Consider the following 17,119-nt stretch of genomic DNA (forward strand, 5'->3'; position numbering starts at 1 on the left):
CGTACGCTCCCGCTCCATCAAGGTGAGTCTTCTTGCTCGCCAGGCATTAACAGGATTTCCAGGCAAACCGGGGCCAGCTGCGGAGCAAAAAAAACACCGCTCACTGAGCGGTGTTTTTGTTTTCAGGAGAGGCCGTTATTCTCCGGCATCTCGTTGCAGCCAGTCACCGCTAACGATGCGCTTTCTGCCTGAGACGGAACGCTGATACACGTACAGCCACGCACTACCGTACGGGGTTTGTAGCAGCTCGCGCTTATACTCCCCGCCGGTTTCTCTCAGAGCATCCAGCTCCCCCAGGGTTGAGGCATCTATCCGATAAACTTCACAATAGACCTGTCCCTCACCCGGAACCACACCCGGGTAATGACCAAGGCTGTAGAGCTCATAGCCGTCGATCTGATGATCGCCCAACCACTGCCCGTTCGTCATCCAGTGACTGTTACCTTGCTTGCGTCGCAGACTGCCGTAGACAATTATTCGCATTGCTAGAACTCAAACTGATAAAGCACATCCAGAGCCTGATCTATGCCAGACACTGCTTCCAAATAGAGTTTGGGCATCAGGCGGTAACGCAGCGTTAACGTCGCCAGTGAATCAAATATGCCAACACCGTATTTTACCTGTAGACCCGGCAGCACATAGCCGCTGACCTGCACCTGCTGGCTGTCGCCAACGCCTGCAGTATCGAGCGCCAGGTTGCTGACACCGAAGGTCTCGCCGATTTTACCCACAACTTGACCACTTTGTGCAACCCCCAATCCCACCAGGGCGGAAGTTAATGCGTCACTGTCACTGCCGGTAGTCTGCAAACCCTGGCCGCGAAGCAGGTAGGAAAGCGCTTCCTGCTGCGACATCGCCGGGTCGGAGAAGACTTCCGCCTTCGGTTCATCGGCCAGCCCGGTGACGCGTACGCCTGCGGTCACGTCATCTTCGGTGGCTTCCGGGTTACGGATCGCTTCGATGTTGAGATACGGCTGATCCGGCGGACCGGCGAACTGCAGCTCACCCTTACGCACTATCAGATCCTGGCCGTAGGCATGGAAGCGCCCGGACGGAATGTTGATCTGGCCGTTCAGCCCCAGCCCGCGCTTGTCCTGCACCAGCTTCAGATCGCCGTTAAGTTTCGCCTTCAGGCCAAAGGCGCTGAGGCGCACATCATCACCGACGTGGATAATCAGGTTGCTGTTGATCGGGATTGAGGTCGATTTCGGCGCAATCGGCTGCAGATTTTTATCCAGCAGCACCTCGTCCGAGGAGACGCCCACGGCGCTTTCCGGCACTTCCTGCACCGTAATGCGCGCCCACGGAATATCCACCCGACCATCAAGATTGAACAGTTCCGGCGTGGCTTCAAACACCAGGTCCGGTGATACGTCCATCCGCACCATCGGCGGCACAGTTACCCGCACCCGATCGCCTTTCGCCGCGACGCGTGCCCGCCAGGCATTCAGCTGGCTCCAGTCGGCATTACCGTTGAGCGCAATCTGGCCCTGCGAGGTCTGAATCACCCCTTCCATCGTCGAGCTCATACCGTTAAACAGCATCGAGAGGTTGGCAGTGGTGAGGTCCACCGGCATAAAGCTGCCTTCCACATCCACATTACGCAGGCCAAGCTGACCGAAGACCTGCGGTTTTTGCAGGTTACCGCCCAGGCGCAGGTTGCTGTTCAGCACGCCGGTGACTTTTTCGCCCTGCATCAGCGCCGGATTCAGCATCGCCAGCGACAGGTTGGTGATATTGACGTTGCCGGACAGCGTACGCCGCCCCTGCGGATCGGCAATCTGCACGTTGCCGTCCAGCTGGCCGTTGTTGGCGATGCGGATCAGCCAGTCGAGCTGCGCGCGGCCATTTTTCAGCCCCGCGTTCAGGTTCAGCGTATCGAAGGCGATCGGCAGCGTATTGCCCTGCACGTCCTGCGCCACTTTAACGCCGTTGCCCTTCAGCGAGATGCGCCCGGTTGGCAGCGCACCGTCGGCGGTCCAGCTGACGTCGGCATCGCCGCTGAATGAACCGTTGAGCTGCGTTTCCTCCGGCATAAACGGTTTAATCATCGCCAGATCAAAGCGGTTCAGTACCACCCGCGCACGGCCCGAAGGACCGGCTTCCACCGTCTGCGGCACGCACAGCTCGGCGTTCGGGTTCTGCCAGCAGTGCGGCCCGATGCTGATGGTCTGCTTCGTATTGAGGTAGTCGAGGGCTATCGCACGGGTTAAGCGCCATTCACCGACCGGCGTGTCAAAGCGGGTATTGTTCAGCGTGCCCTGCCAGCGCTGCGTGGCGCGGTCAAAGCTGCCGTTCAGCGCCAGCTGGCCGGAGACCGGCTCGCCCTGCATTGTGAGCTTCAGCTGATGCTGCTTCTCGCTGCCGCTGGCATCCAGGATCAGCTGCGAAATCGACAATGCATCCTGCTTCACCTGATCGACCCGCAGATTCAGCTTGCCCTGAATCTGCTCGCCGGAGCTGACGTCACCTTTCAGCAGCACGCGGCCAATACGCAGTTCCTGCCAGCGCAGTCCGCTGGCGGTCAGATCGGCCAGCAGCTGTGGCGTTTTCAGATCGCCGCGCGCGCGAATGGTGCCTTTCGCCACCCCACCGAGGCCCGGCAGCGCATTATCCAGATGCTGAGCGTCGATATCCGCATCCAAATTCAGTTTGTCGCCCAGCGAACCTTTCAGGTTGACGTTGTTACGCCCCAGAATCAGCTTGATGCCGGGAATATCCCACTGGTTATAGCTGTTGCCGTACAGCGTACCGTCGGCGCTGATGGCGTTGTTACGCACGTTGCCGCGCAGCTTCAGCTCCGGCACGCGCATCTGCCAGCTGCCGCCGTACAGGCTGCCGCGGGTGGTGATTTTGCCGTCCAGCTTCGCCGGCCAGTCCGGATACTGCTTCGCGGTGTTGATGCCGGTCAGGGTCAGCTCGCTGTTCCAGCTGATCGCCTTGCTCCAGTCCACCAGTGCTTTCAGATCGGCGGTGCCCTGCAGCGCGGCCAGCCTGAGTTTTTCGATGGCGAACTGCTCAACGTTACCTTTACCGTCCAGCGTCACCGTGGCGGGCGGTACACCCTGCCCCTGTAGCGCCGCCTTCAGCGACATCACGTAGTCGGTCGCTTTGCCCTTGAAGCTGAAGTTGAAGTTATCCGCCTCGTACTGCGTTTCACCTTCAAGCGGCCAGCGCAGCTGCGGGCTTTGCAGCATCATGTTTAGCGGCAGCCCCGCTTCGGCCAGACGGGTATCGGCATCCAGCTGGGCACGCACCGGGCCGGACAGGTTCAACGCCAGGGTCAGCGTTTCACGCAGATCGCCGCCGAGGGTTATTTTGATCTTTTCACCCTTCAACGGATCGATATTCAACGCGCCGTTAAGGGTAAAGTTCATCGGCCAGCTGCCGCTCAGGGTGGCTTCCCCCTGCGCGTTGAGCTGCCCCTGAACCGCGTCGACATCCAGCGTTTGCAGCGCCAGATGATTGTTCTCGGTTTTGGCTTTCACCAGCAGGCGGTTAACGGTGATATCGGTATCGCCGGTCAGGCGCAGCTGTTCACCGAGGATCTGCTGCACATTGACGTCCAGCGGCAGGGTGAACTCGGGAAGATTCGGCAGCAGCGGCTGCTCGAACATCGCTTTCAGGGTTTCACCCAGCGGTTTTTCTTCCGGCTGCGGATCCTGGATTTTCGGCTGAACCACTTCTTCATTGGCGACCTTAGCCACCTTCGGCAGGGCGATCAGCAGTCCCTGAATATGGGTTGGCGTCAGCGTCATGCCGCGCCCTTCCCAGTGCATGCCGCTGGTAAAGTCCGCCAGCGACACCGCCGTGTCGTCAATCTTCACATTGATGTTATGCAGCGCCAGTCGGCTCAGGGTCAGCGGGTACGGCGTGCTGATTTCGCCGGTCGTGGATTCATCCTCAACCGGCGGGTTCTCCGATGAAGCCAGCTGTTTGCTGTCCACGGCGACATAAACGTCTTTTAGCGAGAGGTCATTCACGCAGAACGCACTCTGCTTCAGGCAGCCCAGCCGCAGCGCCAGGTGAAACTCTCCGGCGTTAACCGAAACGCCCGGCATCTCGTATTTGACGCCCTTCAGCGTCAGATCGCGCCAGCCGCCGTTGACCTGCTGGATTTCCAGCCCCGGCACCCAACGGGCGGCGGAGTTCAGCACCAGGTGCAGGCCGCTGGTGGTGCCGATTAGGAACGCAATACCGCCCAGCAGCAGTACGATAAATATCACAATGCCAATCAGGCCTTTTTTCCACCACTTCATAGTTCAGGCCCCAGTCCAATGTAAAACTGAATATCGCGATCGTCCTGGTCGCCGATTGGGCGGGCTATATCCACCTTGATTGGCCCTACCGGCGACTGCCAGCGCACGCCGAAGCCCGCGCCGGTCTTAAAGTTACTTTGCTTGATGTCGTTAACGGCTTCACCAGAGTCGACAAACACCGCGCCCCACCATTTGCCCGTCACGTTGTACTGATACTCCAGCGAGCCGGTGGCCAGCTTGGAGGCACCGGTCAGCTTGCCGTCGTCATCGCGCGGCGAAATACCTTTGTATTTGTAACCACGGATGCTGCGATCGCCACCGGCGAAGAAGCGCAGATCGGGCGGCACTTTTTCAAAATCGTTGGTCTCGATCCAGCCGAGATTGCCGCGCACCACGAAGCGGTGCTTGTCTTCCAGGGTACGGATCCAGACGTTTTGCGCCTGCACCACCGCGAAGTCGACGTCCGATCCCCATGTGGTATCGGATACGTCCAGCGAGTAGCGCTGCGAGTCACCCCAGGTCGGCATCAGGCCGCCACGTGAACGGGTGCGGTTAACGCTGACGCCCGGATAGATCAGCATTGTGGTGTTGGTCACGCTCCCCTGGGTAAAGTGATCGAGGCTCCAGCGCAGGTTAATCGCCCGCTGCCAGCCGCTGGAGCTGTCCCAGTAGCGTGAAGCCGCCAGCGTGCTGGAATCGGCTTTGGTATCGTTAAGATCGGTGCGTTTCAGGCCGCCCTGCAGCAGGTAGTACTGCTCCAGCGGGCTTTTCAGTAAAGGCATTTTGTAGCTGAAATCCAGCTGCTGCTCGGGAGCGGAGATATTCGCACTGGTGGAGAAACTGTGTCCCCGGTCATTCACCCACGGCTTTTTCCAGGTCGCTTTAACGCGCGGGCCAACGTCGGTCGAGTAGCCCACGCCGGTTTCAATGGTGTTTTCCGTACGCGGTGTTACCACGCCGTGCAGCGGTAATATTTTGTTTTCACGGCTTTTATCAAACTCCGGTGCCACCACCACGGAGTTAAACCAGCCGGTGGCGGACAGGCGGCGGTTCAGCTCGGCCAGGTCGCGCGAGGTGTAGTAATCCCCCTCTTTAAACGGCAGCAGGTTTTGCAGGTAGTCTTCGCGAATTTGCGAACCTTCAAAGGTCACCGGGCCGAAGCGATAACGCTGGCCGCTGTCGTAGTCGATGTCCCAAAAGGCCTCGCGCCGTTCGACGGACACGCCGAGCTGGCTTTTGCGATATTCACCGTCAAAGTAGCCTTTGCGCAGTGCAAGGCCTGAAAGCGAGCTTTTAAACTTGTCGTACTGGCCGTGATTCAGCACGCTGCCAATCTTAGGTTTTCCGTCACGCACCAGCTGCTGCACATCGCTGTCGGTGCGCGCGCCGCCGCGTAAGATTATGGTTTCACCGGCGATTTTTACCGGTTCACCGGGCGTGACCTTGGCCAGCAGCACCGGGCGCCCGCCCTTTGCCGGAGCGGGACGCAGCTCGAAATCGATCTGCGGCTCATAATATCCCAGCGCCTTCAGGCCCTCTTTGACTGCCACGCTCACGCGCGAGCGAAAGCGCCCGTCGGAGGTCACTTCGTCGTTAGTAATCGTGGATAAACGCGCCCTGACGTTCTTCTGTAATTCCCCGGATAATCCTGTCACCTGTAAACGCACGTTGGCCGCTTCTGCGGCCGGTGCGGCGATCAGCAAACAAGACATGCAATAGACATGAATTCGTGGCACGCGTACTCCCGTTTTTTTGCCAGCCCACCATCCACCGGGCTTAATCTGTAATTATTCAATAGACTTAATGGAGTTTAACGTGCTCTCCGTATCAAACAAGTTTCAAGGCTGTATTTACGGAATGATTCCACTTCAGATTGCTTTTCGCGGTCCTTTTGTTAAAACGCAACCTGCAAAGTTGCACTCGCCACACCGCCGCAATTGTAAGCGCTCGTCGGCACAGCTATAATCCCAGCACAGGTTTTATTCACAACCTGATAACCCTTCTGCCCCGGCGTGTTTTGCCGAACTGGCGCAGACATTTTTGGCACGGATAGCCCTGTACGCTCAATACGCAGAATGATGCAGAATCCCGCGCGCTGCCCAGGCCAAAAATGACAAGTGATTAACCCGGCCCCTCTTTTTCGCGCAGTGATACAACTGAATGCCCATAAGAGACGAGCCATTGTATGGATAGTGTATGTTAGACAGCTTGCTTGTCATTTTACTGCTGATTGCGATCAGCTCATTCTTCTCCCTTTCAGAAATCTCTCTGGCTGCCGCCCGTAAAATCAAACTGAAAATCATGGCGGATGAAGGCAATATCAACGCTCAGCGCGTGCTGAAAATGCAGGAAACGCCGGGGATGTTCTTTACCGTCGTGCAGATTGGCCTGAACGCCGTGGCGATCCTCGGCGGTATCGTTGGTGATGCGGCTTTCTCTCCGGCTTTCCGCTCTCTGTTTGAACGGTTCGTGGATCCCGAACTGGCGGAGCGCCTCAGCTTCATCTGCTCCTTCACGCTGGTCACCAGCCTGTTTATTCTGTTTGCTGACCTCTTCCCGAAACGCCTGGGAATGATTGCACCGGAAAGCATGGCGCAGAAAATCATCAATCCGATGCGTTTATGCCTGTTCCTGTTCCGCCCGCTGGTGTGGTTCTTTAACGGCGGGGCCAACATTATCTTCCGTCTGTTTAAGATCCCACTGGTGCGCAAAGATGACATCACCTCGGACGACATTTACGCGGTGGTGGAAGCCGGTGCGCTGGCAGGGGTGCTGCGTAAGCAGGAACACGAGCTGATTGAGAACGTGTTTGAGCTGGAATCACGCACCGTGCCGTCGTCGATGACCTCGCGTGAAAACGTGGTCTGGTTCGATCTGCACGAGGATGAGGCCAGCCTGAAGGGGAAAATCGCCCAGCACCCGCATTCCAAGTTCCTGGTCTGTAATGAAGATATCGACCATATCGTCGGCTATGTTGACTCCAAGGAGCTGCTGCTGCGCGTGCTGGGCAATCAGAGTATGGCCCTGAACAGCGGCCTGCAGATCCGTTCGGCGCTGATTGTGCCGGATACGCTGACGCTGTCTGAAGCGCTGGAGAGCTTTAAAGCCGCCGGTGAAGACTTCGCGGTGATCATGAACGAGTATGCGCTGGTGGTGGGGATCATTACGCTGAATGACGTGATGACCACGCTGATGGGCGATCTGGTCGGCCAGGGCATGGAAGAGCAGATTGTGGCCCGTGACGAGAACTCATGGCTGGTGGAAGGCGGTACGCCGATTGATGACGTGATGCGCGTGCTGGATATCGATGAGTTCCCGCAGTCGGGCAACTACGAGACGATTGGCGGCTTTATGATGTTTATGCTGCGCAAGATCCCCAAGCGTACCGATTTTGTGAAGTTCCACGGTTACAAGTTCGAGGTGGTGGATATCGACAGCTACCGTATCGATCAGCTGCTGGTGACGCGAATTGATGCTCGTCCGGCGGCACCGGTGTTGCCGCGCGCGCCGGAAGCGGGTGCCGAAGAATAACTTTTTGGTGATGGCTGAACGGTGCCAGCGCTGATTGGCTCTTCTGGCTGAACTGTGCCAGCGCCGACTGGTCAGGGGCGGCCAGGGCGGTCCTCGCGCCGCTTCGCGGTGACCTTCACTTCGTTCGTCAGACGGTCGGACCGGCTCAGACGGTCCATCCCTGGCCCGACCGAGCCTTCCGCCAGCGTCCTGCTGGCGAATCCTGGCCTCCTCTCTACGTTCAGCGCTGCGGATTGCCCGTAGCCGCCCCCGACCAGTCCGCTTTTAACTGTTAGAGATGCCTGTTAGAAACAACGGTTAGAGAAAACCGCTTTCTTAAATCTCTCAACATATTGTTTATGCGATGTATTTCTTGCTGGATATTGCTCGCAATCCAATTCACTTTGATGTCTCTCAGTTGGCTTCGTTCAAATCGTTATCCTCGCGGGCCTGGTTTCAGCACGGATATCGGACATGAAAAAAACAGCGTACTGACGAACAGTTTTATCTCTGTTAGCAATGAATTAGTGTGTTGAATTCCATTCTCCCGAAACGTTCAAAACAGCACTGAGCCAGGTGCTCACGACGTTTGAAATTCGACAGAAAATTTGTCTCTACGGCTGAGAAAATCCGCAGCACAGAGTTACAGACAGCGGGACCGGAGAGACCTGCCAGCCCCTACCAGAAAGCAACGATGATGCTGCAAGGGGTTCAGCCTCTGCGGCGGCCGGGCAATCCACAGCGCTGAGGTGCAGGCGGAGGGACCGGAGAGACCCGCATGGATGCGGGCTCAGGTGTGGCGCGGGCAGGACGACCGCTCCACACCGATCCGCAAGGCCCGCAGCCGGAACCGAAGGCACCACGCAAAGCGTGGCGCGAGGACCGCCCGGGAGCCGCAGAGGCTGAATCCCGATCGCCGAAGCACCAGCCACCAGGCAACAAAAAAGCCGCCCTCTCAACAAGATAGCGGCTTCTTACTCTCTAACGAACATCACACCTCAGGGTGCCATCTCTTACATCAGTTAAACTCTGACTGGAGGCGCAGAACCTGGCGGTTCACTTCTGACATCACACTAAAATGCTGCTTATCTTTCACGCGCGGGAGCAGGATTTTTCCCTTATCGAACTCAAACGCGCCAACATCCTTAATATACAACCGTCCACGAAACAGGATCTTAACGTACTTAGCAACCTGAAGTGGGTTATAGCGTTGGAATATTTTCATTGTTAATTGTACTCCTGAATATTTAACGTACGCTCCGTCCGTAACCAAATCAGAGACGAATCCATGAAGCGCAAAGTGATTAGACTATAGAACACTGACTGCTTTCTATGTCCTTAATTCCCAATTTTTTTACTACGTTTACACATCATTACAGAGCACTATGTCATTTGAACGACAAGTCACAGTATAAACCTTCAATCCACGGGGTTTTGTGCAGTGTGTTGCAAAGATGTTATTTCGATGCGACAGCAGCATCATCCACACTTATTATTACATCTGCGTGAACAACTGGTCCGATCACACAATATTGGAGCCGTCATGAGCAAAGTTCGACATTTCATTGCACTGACCTGCCTGCTGCTGCCGTTTATCGCTGGTGCGCACAACCTGGCTGAGAACCAGCGCGTCCCGCCGGTTGGCATCGCCGACAAAGGGGAGTTGGTGTACCAACAGGATAAGTTTAGCTACAAAAACTGGAACAGCGCGCAGCTGGTAGGAAAAGTGCGGGTGATCCAGCATATTGCCGGTCGCTCATCGGCCAAGGAGCAAAATGCTGCACTGATTGAAGCCATCAAAGCCGCGAAACTACCGCACGATCGCTACCAGACCACCACCATTGTGAATACCGATGATGCTATCCCGGGTACCGGCATGTTTGTGCGCAGCAGCATCGAAAGCAATAAGAAGCAGTTCCCGTGGTCGCAGTTTATTATCGACGGCAACGGCAGCGTGCTGAAGGCATGGCAGCTGCAGAGCGGCGGTTCGGCTATCGCCGTGCTGGATAAAGAGGGCAAGGTGCGCTTCGTTAAGGACGGCGCGCTGACGCAGGATGAAGTTAAGCAGGTGATGGCGCTGCTCCAGCAGCTTTTAAATTAAAGTATCAACCCGACAGGAGAGGGAAATACCCTCCTGCCGGGCCAACAACCCGATACGTCATACTGCTATCAATATTCGGCCACAGCGGTGACGATTAAAAAATCGAGACGCGGAACCCGGGATTAAGGAAGGATTCACGCGGCGTGTAGTCCAGCGTTTTCCCCTGCCAGTCGTTAACGTGCGCGCCCGCCGCCAGAGCTACCGCATGGCCTGCGCCGGTGTCCCAGATATTGGTCGGCCCAAAGCGCGGATAAAGCTGCGCTTTGCCTTCTGCCACCAGGCAAAACTTCAGCGATGAACCAATCGCCGTGGTCTGATGTTCGCCCATCTGCTCAAGGTACTCTTTCAGCTCCAGATCGGATTTCGCGTGTGAACGGCTGATGACAACCAGCGGTGGCCGCGCATCGCGGACCTGAATCTGCTCGGTGTGGCCGCCCTCTTCCTTCCAGGCTTTGCCTTCCGCGGCAGAATACATCACGTCCAGCACCGGCGCATACACTACGCCCAGCACCGGCTTTCCGTCCTCAATTAGCGCGATATTGACGGTAAACTCGCCGTTGCGCTTGATAAACTCTTTGGTGCCATCCAGCGGATCCACCAGCCAGTAAGTCTGCCAGCCCTGACGCGTCTGCCAGTCGGCCGGATCTTCTTCGGACAGGACCGGGATCTGCGGGGAAAGCGCCAGTAGCCCGGCAACAATAATTTTATGTGCCGCAATATCCGCCGCCGTTACCGGGGAATCATCGGATTTGTGTGCCACATCTAACGGTGTGGGTGCGTCATACACCTGCATAATTGCATCACCTGCTTCACGTGCCAGCTGGCAAATTTGTTCTAACACTGTCCACCTCCCGATCGTATTCATATACGCCTGCTCTCACCGGGCAAACGCCAAAGCACTCTACTGAGGATAGCAGTTCACTTCAGCTCGGGTTAACAGCAGGTTAGCCATTGATTTTCAAAAGCATAACGTACAACGGCCCGGTGATGACACTGTTTTGATTATTTTCTACCAAAGCGACAGGCGATCCTCACAGTTCATGTTTTTTCGGCGAGATACCGCTAAATACAGGTTTTAGATCACATTTTCTTGCAGCATGACGTCAAGTTTTCATAATTTTCTGAGATGGTTACACAAATTCAGTCAGAACTCAGAAAGGGAGAAACTATGTTCAAGCCCGGTATTACGCTGGTTGCACTCATGGTGAGCAGCACTTTACAGGCGGCTACGGTCGATTTTCGTATTATGGAAACCACCGATCTGCACAGCAATATGATGGATTTCGATTACTACAAGGATCGGCCAACCGATAAGTATGGCCTGGTGCGAACGGCATCGCTGATCGCCGCAGCCCGCCAGCAGGCAACGAACAGTGTGCTGGTGGATAACGGCGACGTGATCCAGGGCAGTCCGCTGGGCGATTATATGGCGGCAAAAGGGTTGAATGAGGGCGAGGTTCACCCGGTCTATAAGGCGATGAACACCCTGAACTACAGCGTCGGCAACCTGGGCAATCACGAGTTTAATTACGGCCTCGACTACCTGAAAAAAGCAATTCACGGCGCGCGTTTCCCCTACGTGAACGCCAATATTATTGACGTCACCAGCGGTAAGCCGCTGTTTACGCCCTTTCTGATTGAGCCGGTGAAAGTGCACGATCGTGATGGCAAAGAACATACTCTGAAGGTCGGCTATATCGGCTTTGTCCCACCGCAGATCATGGTCTGGGACAAAAAGAATCTCAGCGGTAAGGTCACCGTCGAGGACATTACCGCCACGGCGAAAAAATGGGTGCCGGAGATGCGCGCTCAGGGGGCCGATATCGTGGTAGCCATTCCGCACTCCGGCCTGTCCAGCGAGCCGTATCATGCGCTGGCGGAAAACTCCGTTTACTACCTCAGCCTGGTTCCGGGCATTGATGCCATTATGTTTGGCCACGCGCACGCCGTGTTCCCCAGCGCCGACTTCGCCGCGATTAAGGGCGCTGACATCAACCAGGGGACGCTGAACGGCATTCCGGCAGTGATGCCCGGGATGTGGGGCGATCATCTCGGCGTGGTCGATTTGGTGCTGAATAACGAGAGCGGAAGCTGGAAGGTGAGCAGCGCGAAAGCAGAAGCCCGGCCTGTCTATGACAAGGCGGCGAAACAGTCGCTGGCGGCGGAAGATCCGGCGCTGGTGAAGGTGCTGGCCGACGACCATAGTGCTACGCGCGAGTTTGTCAGCCAGCCGATCGGCAAATCCGCCGACGTGATGGCCAGTTACCTGTCGCTGGTGCAGGACGACCCGACCGTGCAGATCGTCAATAACGCCCAGCGTGACTATACCGAGCGCTTTATTCAGGGCGACCCCGACCTCGCTCGCCTGCCGGTGCTGTCCGCCGCAGCGCCGTTTAAGGCCGGGGGCCGTAAAAACGATCCGGCGAGCTATGTTGAAGTAGATAAAGGTCAGCTGACGTTCCGTAACGCCGCCGATCTCTACCTCTACCCGAACACCCTGGTGGTACTGAAAGTTAGCGGTGCCCAGGTGAAAGAGTGGCTGGAGTGCTCCGCCGGGCAGTTTAATCAGATTGATATTCACAGCAGCAGGCCGCAGTCGCTGATTAACTGGGACTTCCGTACCTACAATTTCGATGTGATTGACGGCGTGACTTACCAGATTGATATCACTCAACCCGCACGCTATGACAGCGAGTGCCAGCTAATTGATGCACAAAGCTCGCGCATTCGCGATCTGGCCTATCAGGGTAAACCGATCGATCCTGAAGCCACCTTCCTCGTTGCCACCAATAACTATCGCGCTTACGGTGGGAAATTTGCGGGCACGGGGGAAAAGCAGGTCGCGTTTGCCTCACCGGATGAGAACCGTTCGGTGGTCGCCGCTTACATCAGCGCGCAAACTAAAGCGGAAGGCGAGGTGAAGCCGCAGGCCGATAATAACTGGCGCCTGGCACCGATAGTCAGTGATACGCCGCTGGATATTCGTTTTGAGACCGCACCGGGGGAGAAAGCCGCTGAGTTTATTCGCAGCCACGGGCAGTACCCGCTGAAACAGGTGGCAACGGATGAAACAGGCTTTGCGATTTACCAGTTGAAACTGCAGTAGAGAGGGAACAGCAACAGGTGCGCCCCGTGGGGCGCACCTGAGGAATTACAGAATTTCCAGCAGCTCGACTTCGAATACCAGCGTGCTGTATGGCGGGATGGATGCGCCAGCACCACGCTCGCCGTAAGCCAGGTTGTGAGGGATAACCAGTTCCCACTTGGAGCCAACCGGCATCAGGGTCAGCGCTTCAATCCAGCCTGGGATCACGCCGCTTACCGGGAATTCCGCCGGTTCGCCGCGCTGTACTGAACTGTCAAAGACGCTGCCGTCGATCAGTTTACCGGTGTAGTGAACGCGTACGCGGTCCTGACGGGATGGAATGGTGCCTTCACCCTGAGTCAGTACGCTAAACTGCAGACCGGTTTCGGTGCTGCTGACGCCGTCACGCTTCGCATTCTCTTCCAGGAATTTCTGACCTTCTACCGCCAGCGCTTTCTGACGCTCCTGACGCACAACTTCAGCGCGTTCGTGAACTTCACGCAGCGCACGATGAACAACATCAACAGGAACCGCCGGGGCATTCCCTTCCAGCGCATCACGCAGACCCGCCAGTAGCGCCTCTGGTTGCAAACCCTGCAGGCCAGATTCCTGCAGCTGCTGACCAACCTGTAAACCGATACCGTAACTTGCTTGCGCTTCTACACTGTCAAAAGAAGGGGTTGTCATGGATTTTCCTTTCATCATTGATAAAACCGAAGGCGAAGCATAACAGCGCAGAGAACGTGCGTAAAATCCCATCTTCCACTGGTGACTTTTGATCGCGAAAGAGAAACAATAATGTCTTCAATTATTCAGAATGCTCAAATGGTTACCGCACAGTGTGTCATGCCTGTTCCCCGAATAAAAACAGACCACGTTTGTCCAGATTGCGGAATTTTTTCACCCTGGGGGTAACCGGTTCAGCTACAGTGTACTCAGAGGTATAAATGGGCCAAATTGCCCGCCGGCGCAGAAAAAGCCAGCCACGTTTCTCTTTTGCATGGAAAAGCGGGATGGCCAGAATCTCACTGTTGGCGCGCGGCATGCGCCGAAAGGAGGAAGCTATGCCAAACGCATCTAAGGTTTCACGTGCTCCTGCATGGCTCAGCCATATCTGGCATCTGCCGGACGGGATGCGCTGGATGGATCCGCTCCCCGCGCCCCATCGCCGCGGCATTATCGCCGCCGTCGTGGTGATCCTGCTGGCCTTCCTGTGGCCAGCGCCGTCGCCACAGCGGGTGCCGGTTACGCCGCTGCAAAGCGGTTCTGAGGGCACGGAAGTGCCGCTGCAGGCCACTATCGCCGACGACCTCCCACAGGACAACTCGCAGGGGGATTCTCGCGGACAGTGGCACAATTACACGATTGCTTCCGGCCAGACACTGGCCCAGCTGTTCCGGGATAATAATTTGCCGGTGAACGATGTTTTCGCGATGGCGCAGGTTGAGGGCAGCGATAAGCCGCTCAGCACGTTAAACGCAGGGCAGAAAGTGAGAATTCGGCAGAATGCCGCCGGTGTGGTGACGGGGCTGACGCTGGAATCAGCCAGCGGAGAGATCCTGTTTACCCGCCAGGCGGACGGATCCTTTATTCGCGCACGTTAGGGCTGAAGCTGTCTGCGTTTAACGTGCATGGATATGCATGAGTAGAGGAAACAAATACCGGGCAGGTGTTGAAGGTGTCTCACCTCACCTTCCACCGCTCCGTATGCAGAAGACCCCATATTAATTTTTAGTGTTTTTTGCCATATCCCCCATTTCACTTTGATTTTACTCTTTAGTATGAACACCTTTAAAATGTTCTTATATGACCAATTTCTGTCATTTTAATGCTATAACTGTCTATATATAGCCATTAATGAAATATATTGAGGCCAGCCATGTCTTTCATGCATTTACTCCATTCACCAGCAGATATCGCCCGAAGTATTGGAGAGAACGCTAAAACACTTCGTCTCTCGAAAAACCTCTCTCGCAGGACTCTTGCTGAAAAATCGGGTGTGTCTGAAAGTACCATTAAGAGATTCGAGACGACGGGAATAGTCACATTAGAAGCCCTGATTCTCCTCGCTACCGCTCTCGATGAGCGTAATGCCGTGACTAAACTTTTCAGTCCCGAGCATCCGCATTCCATGGATGAACTTAAAAATGCCAAACGCAAGCGGGGAATGCGATGATGAAGAAAGGGTTTAAGCACACCACGGCACTCACCGTATTGAGCAACAGCACTAAAGTCGGTGAACTCCTCAAGGGCGGCAGGGCCATGGGTGAGCACACCACTGGCTTCGGCGGCCGCACGCCCGGTAAGCCATCCAGAAAGCGTATTATCGAGATCTGTAAAGACTACAAGTATCTAAAGGCCGAAGAGTATATAGAGCAGACCCTGTCCGCGCTGGCGGACTGGAAAAGAGTCTTTACCAGACTGAAGATTCCTCACAAAGCTGGTGAGCCAATCTTTAACGTTCTGGCCAGGTTGCACAAAGACTTTGAGAAATAGCCAGGATTGGGGATGAAGACTTACGAATTGCAGGCAGTTGACGGAAACAAAAACGCCGGCACGAGGCCGGCGTTTTTTTATTGCTAAAAGCGATTAAGCTTCAGCAACTACATTCACGATCAGTTTCGCGAATACTTCGCTGTGAACCTGGAAGTCCACTTCGTGCTCACCGGTGGTGCGCAGAACGCCGTTCGGCAGGCGAACTTCGCTCTTAGCCACTTCAACGCCAGCTGCAGTGACTGCATCAGCGATGTCGCGGGTACCGATGGAACCGAACAGTTTACCTTCGTCGCCTGCTTTAGACGCGATGGTAACGGTGCCCAGTGCGATGATTTTCTCAGCGCGAGCGTTAGCAGCAGACAGAACGTCAGCCAGTTTGGCTTCCAGTTCTGCACGGCGTGCTTCGAAGAACTCAACGTTTTTCTTGGTAGCAGGAACAGCTTTGCCCTGTGGTACCAGGAAGTTACGAGCGTAGCCCGCTTTAACGTTTACCTGGTCGCCCAGGGTGCCCAGGTTTGCTACTTTATCAAGCAGAATAACTTGCATTACCTTATCCTCTTAAAGTCGTTAATAGACAGTTGCCGTTACTGATGACGATCGGTGTACGGCAGCAGGGACAGGTAACGAGCGCGCTTGATGCAGCGAGCCAGCTGACGCTGGTATTTTGCACGAGTACCGGTGATACGGCTTGGTACGATCTTGCCGCTTTCAGTGATGTAGTTTTTCAGCGTTGCGATATCTTTGTAATCGATCTCAATAACGCCTTCCGCGGTGAAACGGCAGAACTTGCGACGACGGAAATAACGTGCCATTAGGCTAGTCTCCAGAATCTATCAATTCAATCTGCTCGGCATGCAGTACGAGTTTGTTCAGGCCATTGCGCCCTTGATGGCTGCAAATAAACCCCTGAACCGTGACCTGCGTGCCGACCGTTATACTTTGAGTAATGGCCTGATGGGCTTTGCCGCTGATAATCACCGGCATACGGCACCAGGCTTGCCGGGTAAAACCGGCTTCCACCTGCTGTGAACGATGCTCAAGCACGAACTGGCAGTGTGGAATTCCTGACGGGCTGACTTTTCGCATCGGCGTCTTGCACACGGTGCCAGACAGCGTCAGACGGTTAGCCGTCATAGAAATTACTCTTCAGAATCCCCAGCATCTGCATCATCTGAGGTTTCGTTAGCGAAGTCTTCGCGGCGATCGCCACGACGTTCGTCTTTCGCTTTAACCATCGGAGATGCTTCAGTTACCGCGTGCTTAACGCGCATAACCATGCTGCGGATAACGGCGTCGTTGAAGCGGAAGTTAGTTTCCAGCTCATCGATCGCTTCCTGCGGAGCTTCAACGTTCAGCAGAACGTAGTGGGCTTTGTGCAGTTTGTTGATCGGGTAAGCCAGCTGACGACGGCCCCAGTCTTCCAGGCGGTGGATCGTACCTTCTGCACCAGTGATGGTGGCAGAGTAGCGCTCGATCATGCCAGGAACCTGTTCGCTCTGGTCAGGGTGAACCATAAATACGATTTCGTAATGACGCATCGAATTTGCTCCTTACGGATTATTCAGCCTCCTGTCGGGGTCAACCGCGGCCCATGGAAGCAAGGAACGTTATAAGCCGTAACCAACGATTTGCAGGTTACAACTTGAGAATGCGGCTGAAAAAATTGAC

General features: G+C 55.6%; 16 protein-coding genes. 6 read left to right on the plus strand and 10 right to left on the minus strand.

Annotated elements, in window-relative coordinates; all coding sequences use genetic code 11:
• Window positions 1–135: 135 nt before the first annotated feature.
• Genes EC836_RS07365 through EC836_RS07375 form a run of 3 tightly spaced genes read right to left on the minus strand, consistent with a single transcriptional unit; the run spans window position 136 to window position 5,971 of the window.
• Window positions 136–483: a gamma-glutamylcyclotransferase gene (locus EC836_RS07365; protein WP_123331607.1), complete on the minus strand. Its 348-nt coding sequence runs from the start codon at window positions 481–483 to the stop codon at window positions 136–138.
• Between the two features lie 2 nt (window positions 484–485).
• Window positions 486–4,259, minus strand: a complete 3,774-nt coding sequence (locus EC836_RS07370) for a translocation/assembly module TamB domain-containing protein (RefSeq protein WP_123331609.1) — start codon at window positions 4,257–4,259, stop codon at window positions 486–488.
• Window positions 4,256–5,971 (minus strand): autotransporter assembly complex family protein, encoded by a 1,716-nt coding sequence (locus tag EC836_RS07375; protein ID WP_199735047.1) that lies wholly within the window; start codon window positions 5,969–5,971, stop codon window positions 4,256–4,258. Before EC836_RS07375 ends, EC836_RS07370 begins: the two co-directional genes overlap by 4 nt.
• Window positions 5,972–6,455: 484 nt before the next feature.
• On the opposite strand from EC836_RS07375, the gene EC836_RS07380 reads away from it, so the two are divergent.
• A complete protein-coding gene (locus tag EC836_RS07380; protein WP_123331613.1) occupies window positions 6,456–7,790 on the plus strand; it encodes a hemolysin family protein in 1,335 nt (444 codons plus the stop codon).
• A gap of 997 nt (window positions 7,791–8,787) precedes the next feature.
• Here the strand turns inward: EC836_RS07380 and EC836_RS07385 are convergent.
• Window positions 8,788–8,994, minus strand: coding sequence for a DUF1107 domain-containing protein (locus tag EC836_RS07385; RefSeq protein WP_123331615.1), 207 nt, complete (start codon window positions 8,992–8,994; stop codon window positions 8,788–8,790).
• Between the two features lie 318 nt (window positions 8,995–9,312).
• Between EC836_RS07385 and EC836_RS07390 the strand changes: the two genes are divergently transcribed.
• On the plus strand, window positions 9,313–9,870 hold the full coding sequence (locus EC836_RS07390) for a YtfJ family protein (RefSeq protein WP_123331617.1): 558 nt from the start codon (window positions 9,313–9,315) through the stop codon (window positions 9,868–9,870).
• Window positions 9,871–9,964: 94 nt separating this feature from the next.
• Here the strand turns inward: EC836_RS07390 and cysQ are convergent, their stop codons facing one another.
• Entirely contained in the window at window positions 9,965–10,711 is a 747-nt protein-coding gene (gene cysQ / locus EC836_RS07395; protein WP_123331619.1) for a 3'(2'),5'-bisphosphate nucleotidase CysQ, read from the minus strand.
• 327 nt (window positions 10,712–11,038) lie between these two features.
• Here cysQ and EC836_RS07400 point away from each other — a divergent pair, with 327 nt between their 5' ends.
• Complete coding sequence (locus tag EC836_RS07400) at window positions 11,039–12,976, plus strand: bifunctional 2',3'-cyclic-nucleotide 2'-phosphodiesterase/3'-nucleotidase (RefSeq protein ID WP_123331621.1); 1,938 nt, start codon at window positions 11,039–11,041, stop codon at window positions 12,974–12,976.
• A gap of 45 nt (window positions 12,977–13,021) precedes the next feature.
• On the opposite strand, the gene fklB is transcribed toward EC836_RS07400, so the two are convergent.
• Window positions 13,022–13,642 (minus strand): FKBP-type peptidyl-prolyl cis-trans isomerase, encoded by a 621-nt coding sequence (fklB, locus tag EC836_RS07405; RefSeq protein ID WP_123331623.1) that lies wholly within the window; start codon window positions 13,640–13,642, stop codon window positions 13,022–13,024.
• A gap of 377 nt (window positions 13,643–14,019) precedes the next feature.
• Between fklB and EC836_RS07415 the strand changes: the two genes are divergently transcribed.
• The 3 genes from EC836_RS07415 (at window position 14,020) to EC836_RS07425 (ending at window position 15,451) form a co-directional block, all read left to right on the plus strand.
• Window positions 14,020–14,559 (plus strand): OapA family protein, encoded by a 540-nt coding sequence (locus EC836_RS07415; RefSeq protein ID WP_123331627.1) that lies wholly within the window; start codon window positions 14,020–14,022, stop codon window positions 14,557–14,559.
• A gap of 284 nt (window positions 14,560–14,843) precedes the next feature.
• On the plus strand, window positions 14,844–15,131 hold the full coding sequence (locus EC836_RS07420) for a helix-turn-helix domain-containing protein (RefSeq protein WP_233599202.1): 288 nt from the start codon (window positions 14,844–14,846) through the stop codon (window positions 15,129–15,131).
• Complete coding sequence (locus EC836_RS07425; protein WP_233599155.1) at window positions 15,128–15,451, plus strand: hypothetical protein; 324 nt, start codon at window positions 15,128–15,130, stop codon at window positions 15,449–15,451. Before EC836_RS07420 ends, EC836_RS07425 begins: the two co-directional genes overlap by 4 nt.
• Window positions 15,452–15,544: 93 nt before the next feature.
• Here the strand turns inward: EC836_RS07425 and rplI are convergent, their stop codons facing one another.
• From rplI to rpsF, 4 genes are read right to left on the minus strand one after another with little or no spacing between them, the layout of a single operon-like run.
• Window positions 15,545–15,997, minus strand: coding sequence for a 50S ribosomal protein L9 (gene rplI, locus EC836_RS07430; RefSeq protein ID WP_123331631.1), 453 nt, complete (start codon window positions 15,995–15,997; stop codon window positions 15,545–15,547).
• Between the two features lie 38 nt (window positions 15,998–16,035).
• The gene (gene rpsR, locus EC836_RS07435) at window positions 16,036–16,263 is read right to left on the minus strand and encodes a 30S ribosomal protein S18 (RefSeq protein ID WP_123331632.1); all 228 of its coding nucleotides are present in this window, start codon (window positions 16,261–16,263) and stop codon (window positions 16,036–16,038) included.
• Between the two features lie 4 nt (window positions 16,264–16,267).
• Window positions 16,268–16,585 carry a primosomal replication protein N gene (priB, locus tag EC836_RS07440; RefSeq protein WP_123331634.1) on the minus strand — a complete coding sequence of 106 codons (318 nt, stop codon included), beginning with the start codon at window positions 16,583–16,585 and terminating at the stop codon, window positions 16,268–16,270.
• Between the two features lie 5 nt (window positions 16,586–16,590).
• Window positions 16,591–16,989, minus strand: coding sequence for a 30S ribosomal protein S6 (gene rpsF / locus EC836_RS07445; RefSeq protein ID WP_123331636.1), 399 nt, complete (start codon window positions 16,987–16,989; stop codon window positions 16,591–16,593).
• Between the last annotated feature and the right edge of the window lie 130 nt (window positions 16,990–17,119).

It is taken from the genome of Erwinia sp. JUb26, from assembly GCF_003751505.1.
Lineage (GTDB): Bacteria > Pseudomonadota > Gammaproteobacteria > Enterobacterales > Enterobacteriaceae > Erwinia.

What these genes read in the sequence shown, in the direction of transcription:
- EC836_RS07385 (WP_123331615.1), bottom strand. Translation starts at nt 8,994, where the DNA reads ATGAAAATATTCCAACGCTATAACCCACTTCAGGTTGCTAAGTACGTT.
- priB (WP_123331634.1), bottom strand. Translation starts at nt 16,585, where the DNA reads ATGACGGCTAACCGTCTGACGCTGTCTGGCACCGTGTGCAAGACGCCG.
- EC836_RS07375 (WP_199735047.1), bottom strand. Translation starts at nt 5,971, where the DNA reads ATGTCTTGTTTGCTGATCGCCGCACCGGCCGCAGAAGCGGCCAACGTG.
- EC836_RS07370 (WP_123331609.1), bottom strand. Translation starts at nt 4,259, where the DNA reads ATGAAGTGGTGGAAAAAAGGCCTGATTGGCATTGTGATATTTATCGTA.
- EC836_RS07420 (WP_233599202.1), top strand. Translation starts at nt 14,844, where the DNA reads ATGCATTTACTCCATTCACCAGCAGATATCGCCCGAAGTATTGGAGAG.
- EC836_RS07400 (WP_123331621.1), top strand. Translation starts at nt 11,039, where the DNA reads ATGTTCAAGCCCGGTATTACGCTGGTTGCACTCATGGTGAGCAGCACT.
- EC836_RS07425 (WP_233599155.1), top strand. Translation starts at nt 15,128, where the DNA reads ATGATGAAGAAAGGGTTTAAGCACACCACGGCACTCACCGTATTGAGC.
- rpsF (WP_123331636.1), bottom strand. Translation starts at nt 16,989, where the DNA reads ATGCGTCATTACGAAATCGTATTTATGGTTCACCCTGACCAGAGCGAA.
- rpsR (WP_123331632.1), bottom strand. Translation starts at nt 16,263, where the DNA reads ATGGCACGTTATTTCCGTCGTCGCAAGTTCTGCCGTTTCACCGCGGAA.
- fklB (WP_123331623.1), bottom strand. Translation starts at nt 13,642, where the DNA reads ATGACAACCCCTTCTTTTGACAGTGTAGAAGCGCAAGCAAGTTACGGT.
- rplI (WP_123331631.1), bottom strand. Translation starts at nt 15,997, where the DNA reads ATGCAAGTTATTCTGCTTGATAAAGTAGCAAACCTGGGCACCCTGGGC.
- EC836_RS07390 (WP_123331617.1), top strand. Translation starts at nt 9,313, where the DNA reads ATGAGCAAAGTTCGACATTTCATTGCACTGACCTGCCTGCTGCTGCCG.
- EC836_RS07380 (WP_123331613.1), top strand. Translation starts at nt 6,456, where the DNA reads ATGTTAGACAGCTTGCTTGTCATTTTACTGCTGATTGCGATCAGCTCA.
- EC836_RS07365 (WP_123331607.1), bottom strand. Translation starts at nt 483, where the DNA reads ATGCGAATAATTGTCTACGGCAGTCTGCGACGCAAGCAAGGTAACAGT.
- EC836_RS07415 (WP_123331627.1), top strand. Translation starts at nt 14,020, where the DNA reads ATGCCAAACGCATCTAAGGTTTCACGTGCTCCTGCATGGCTCAGCCAT.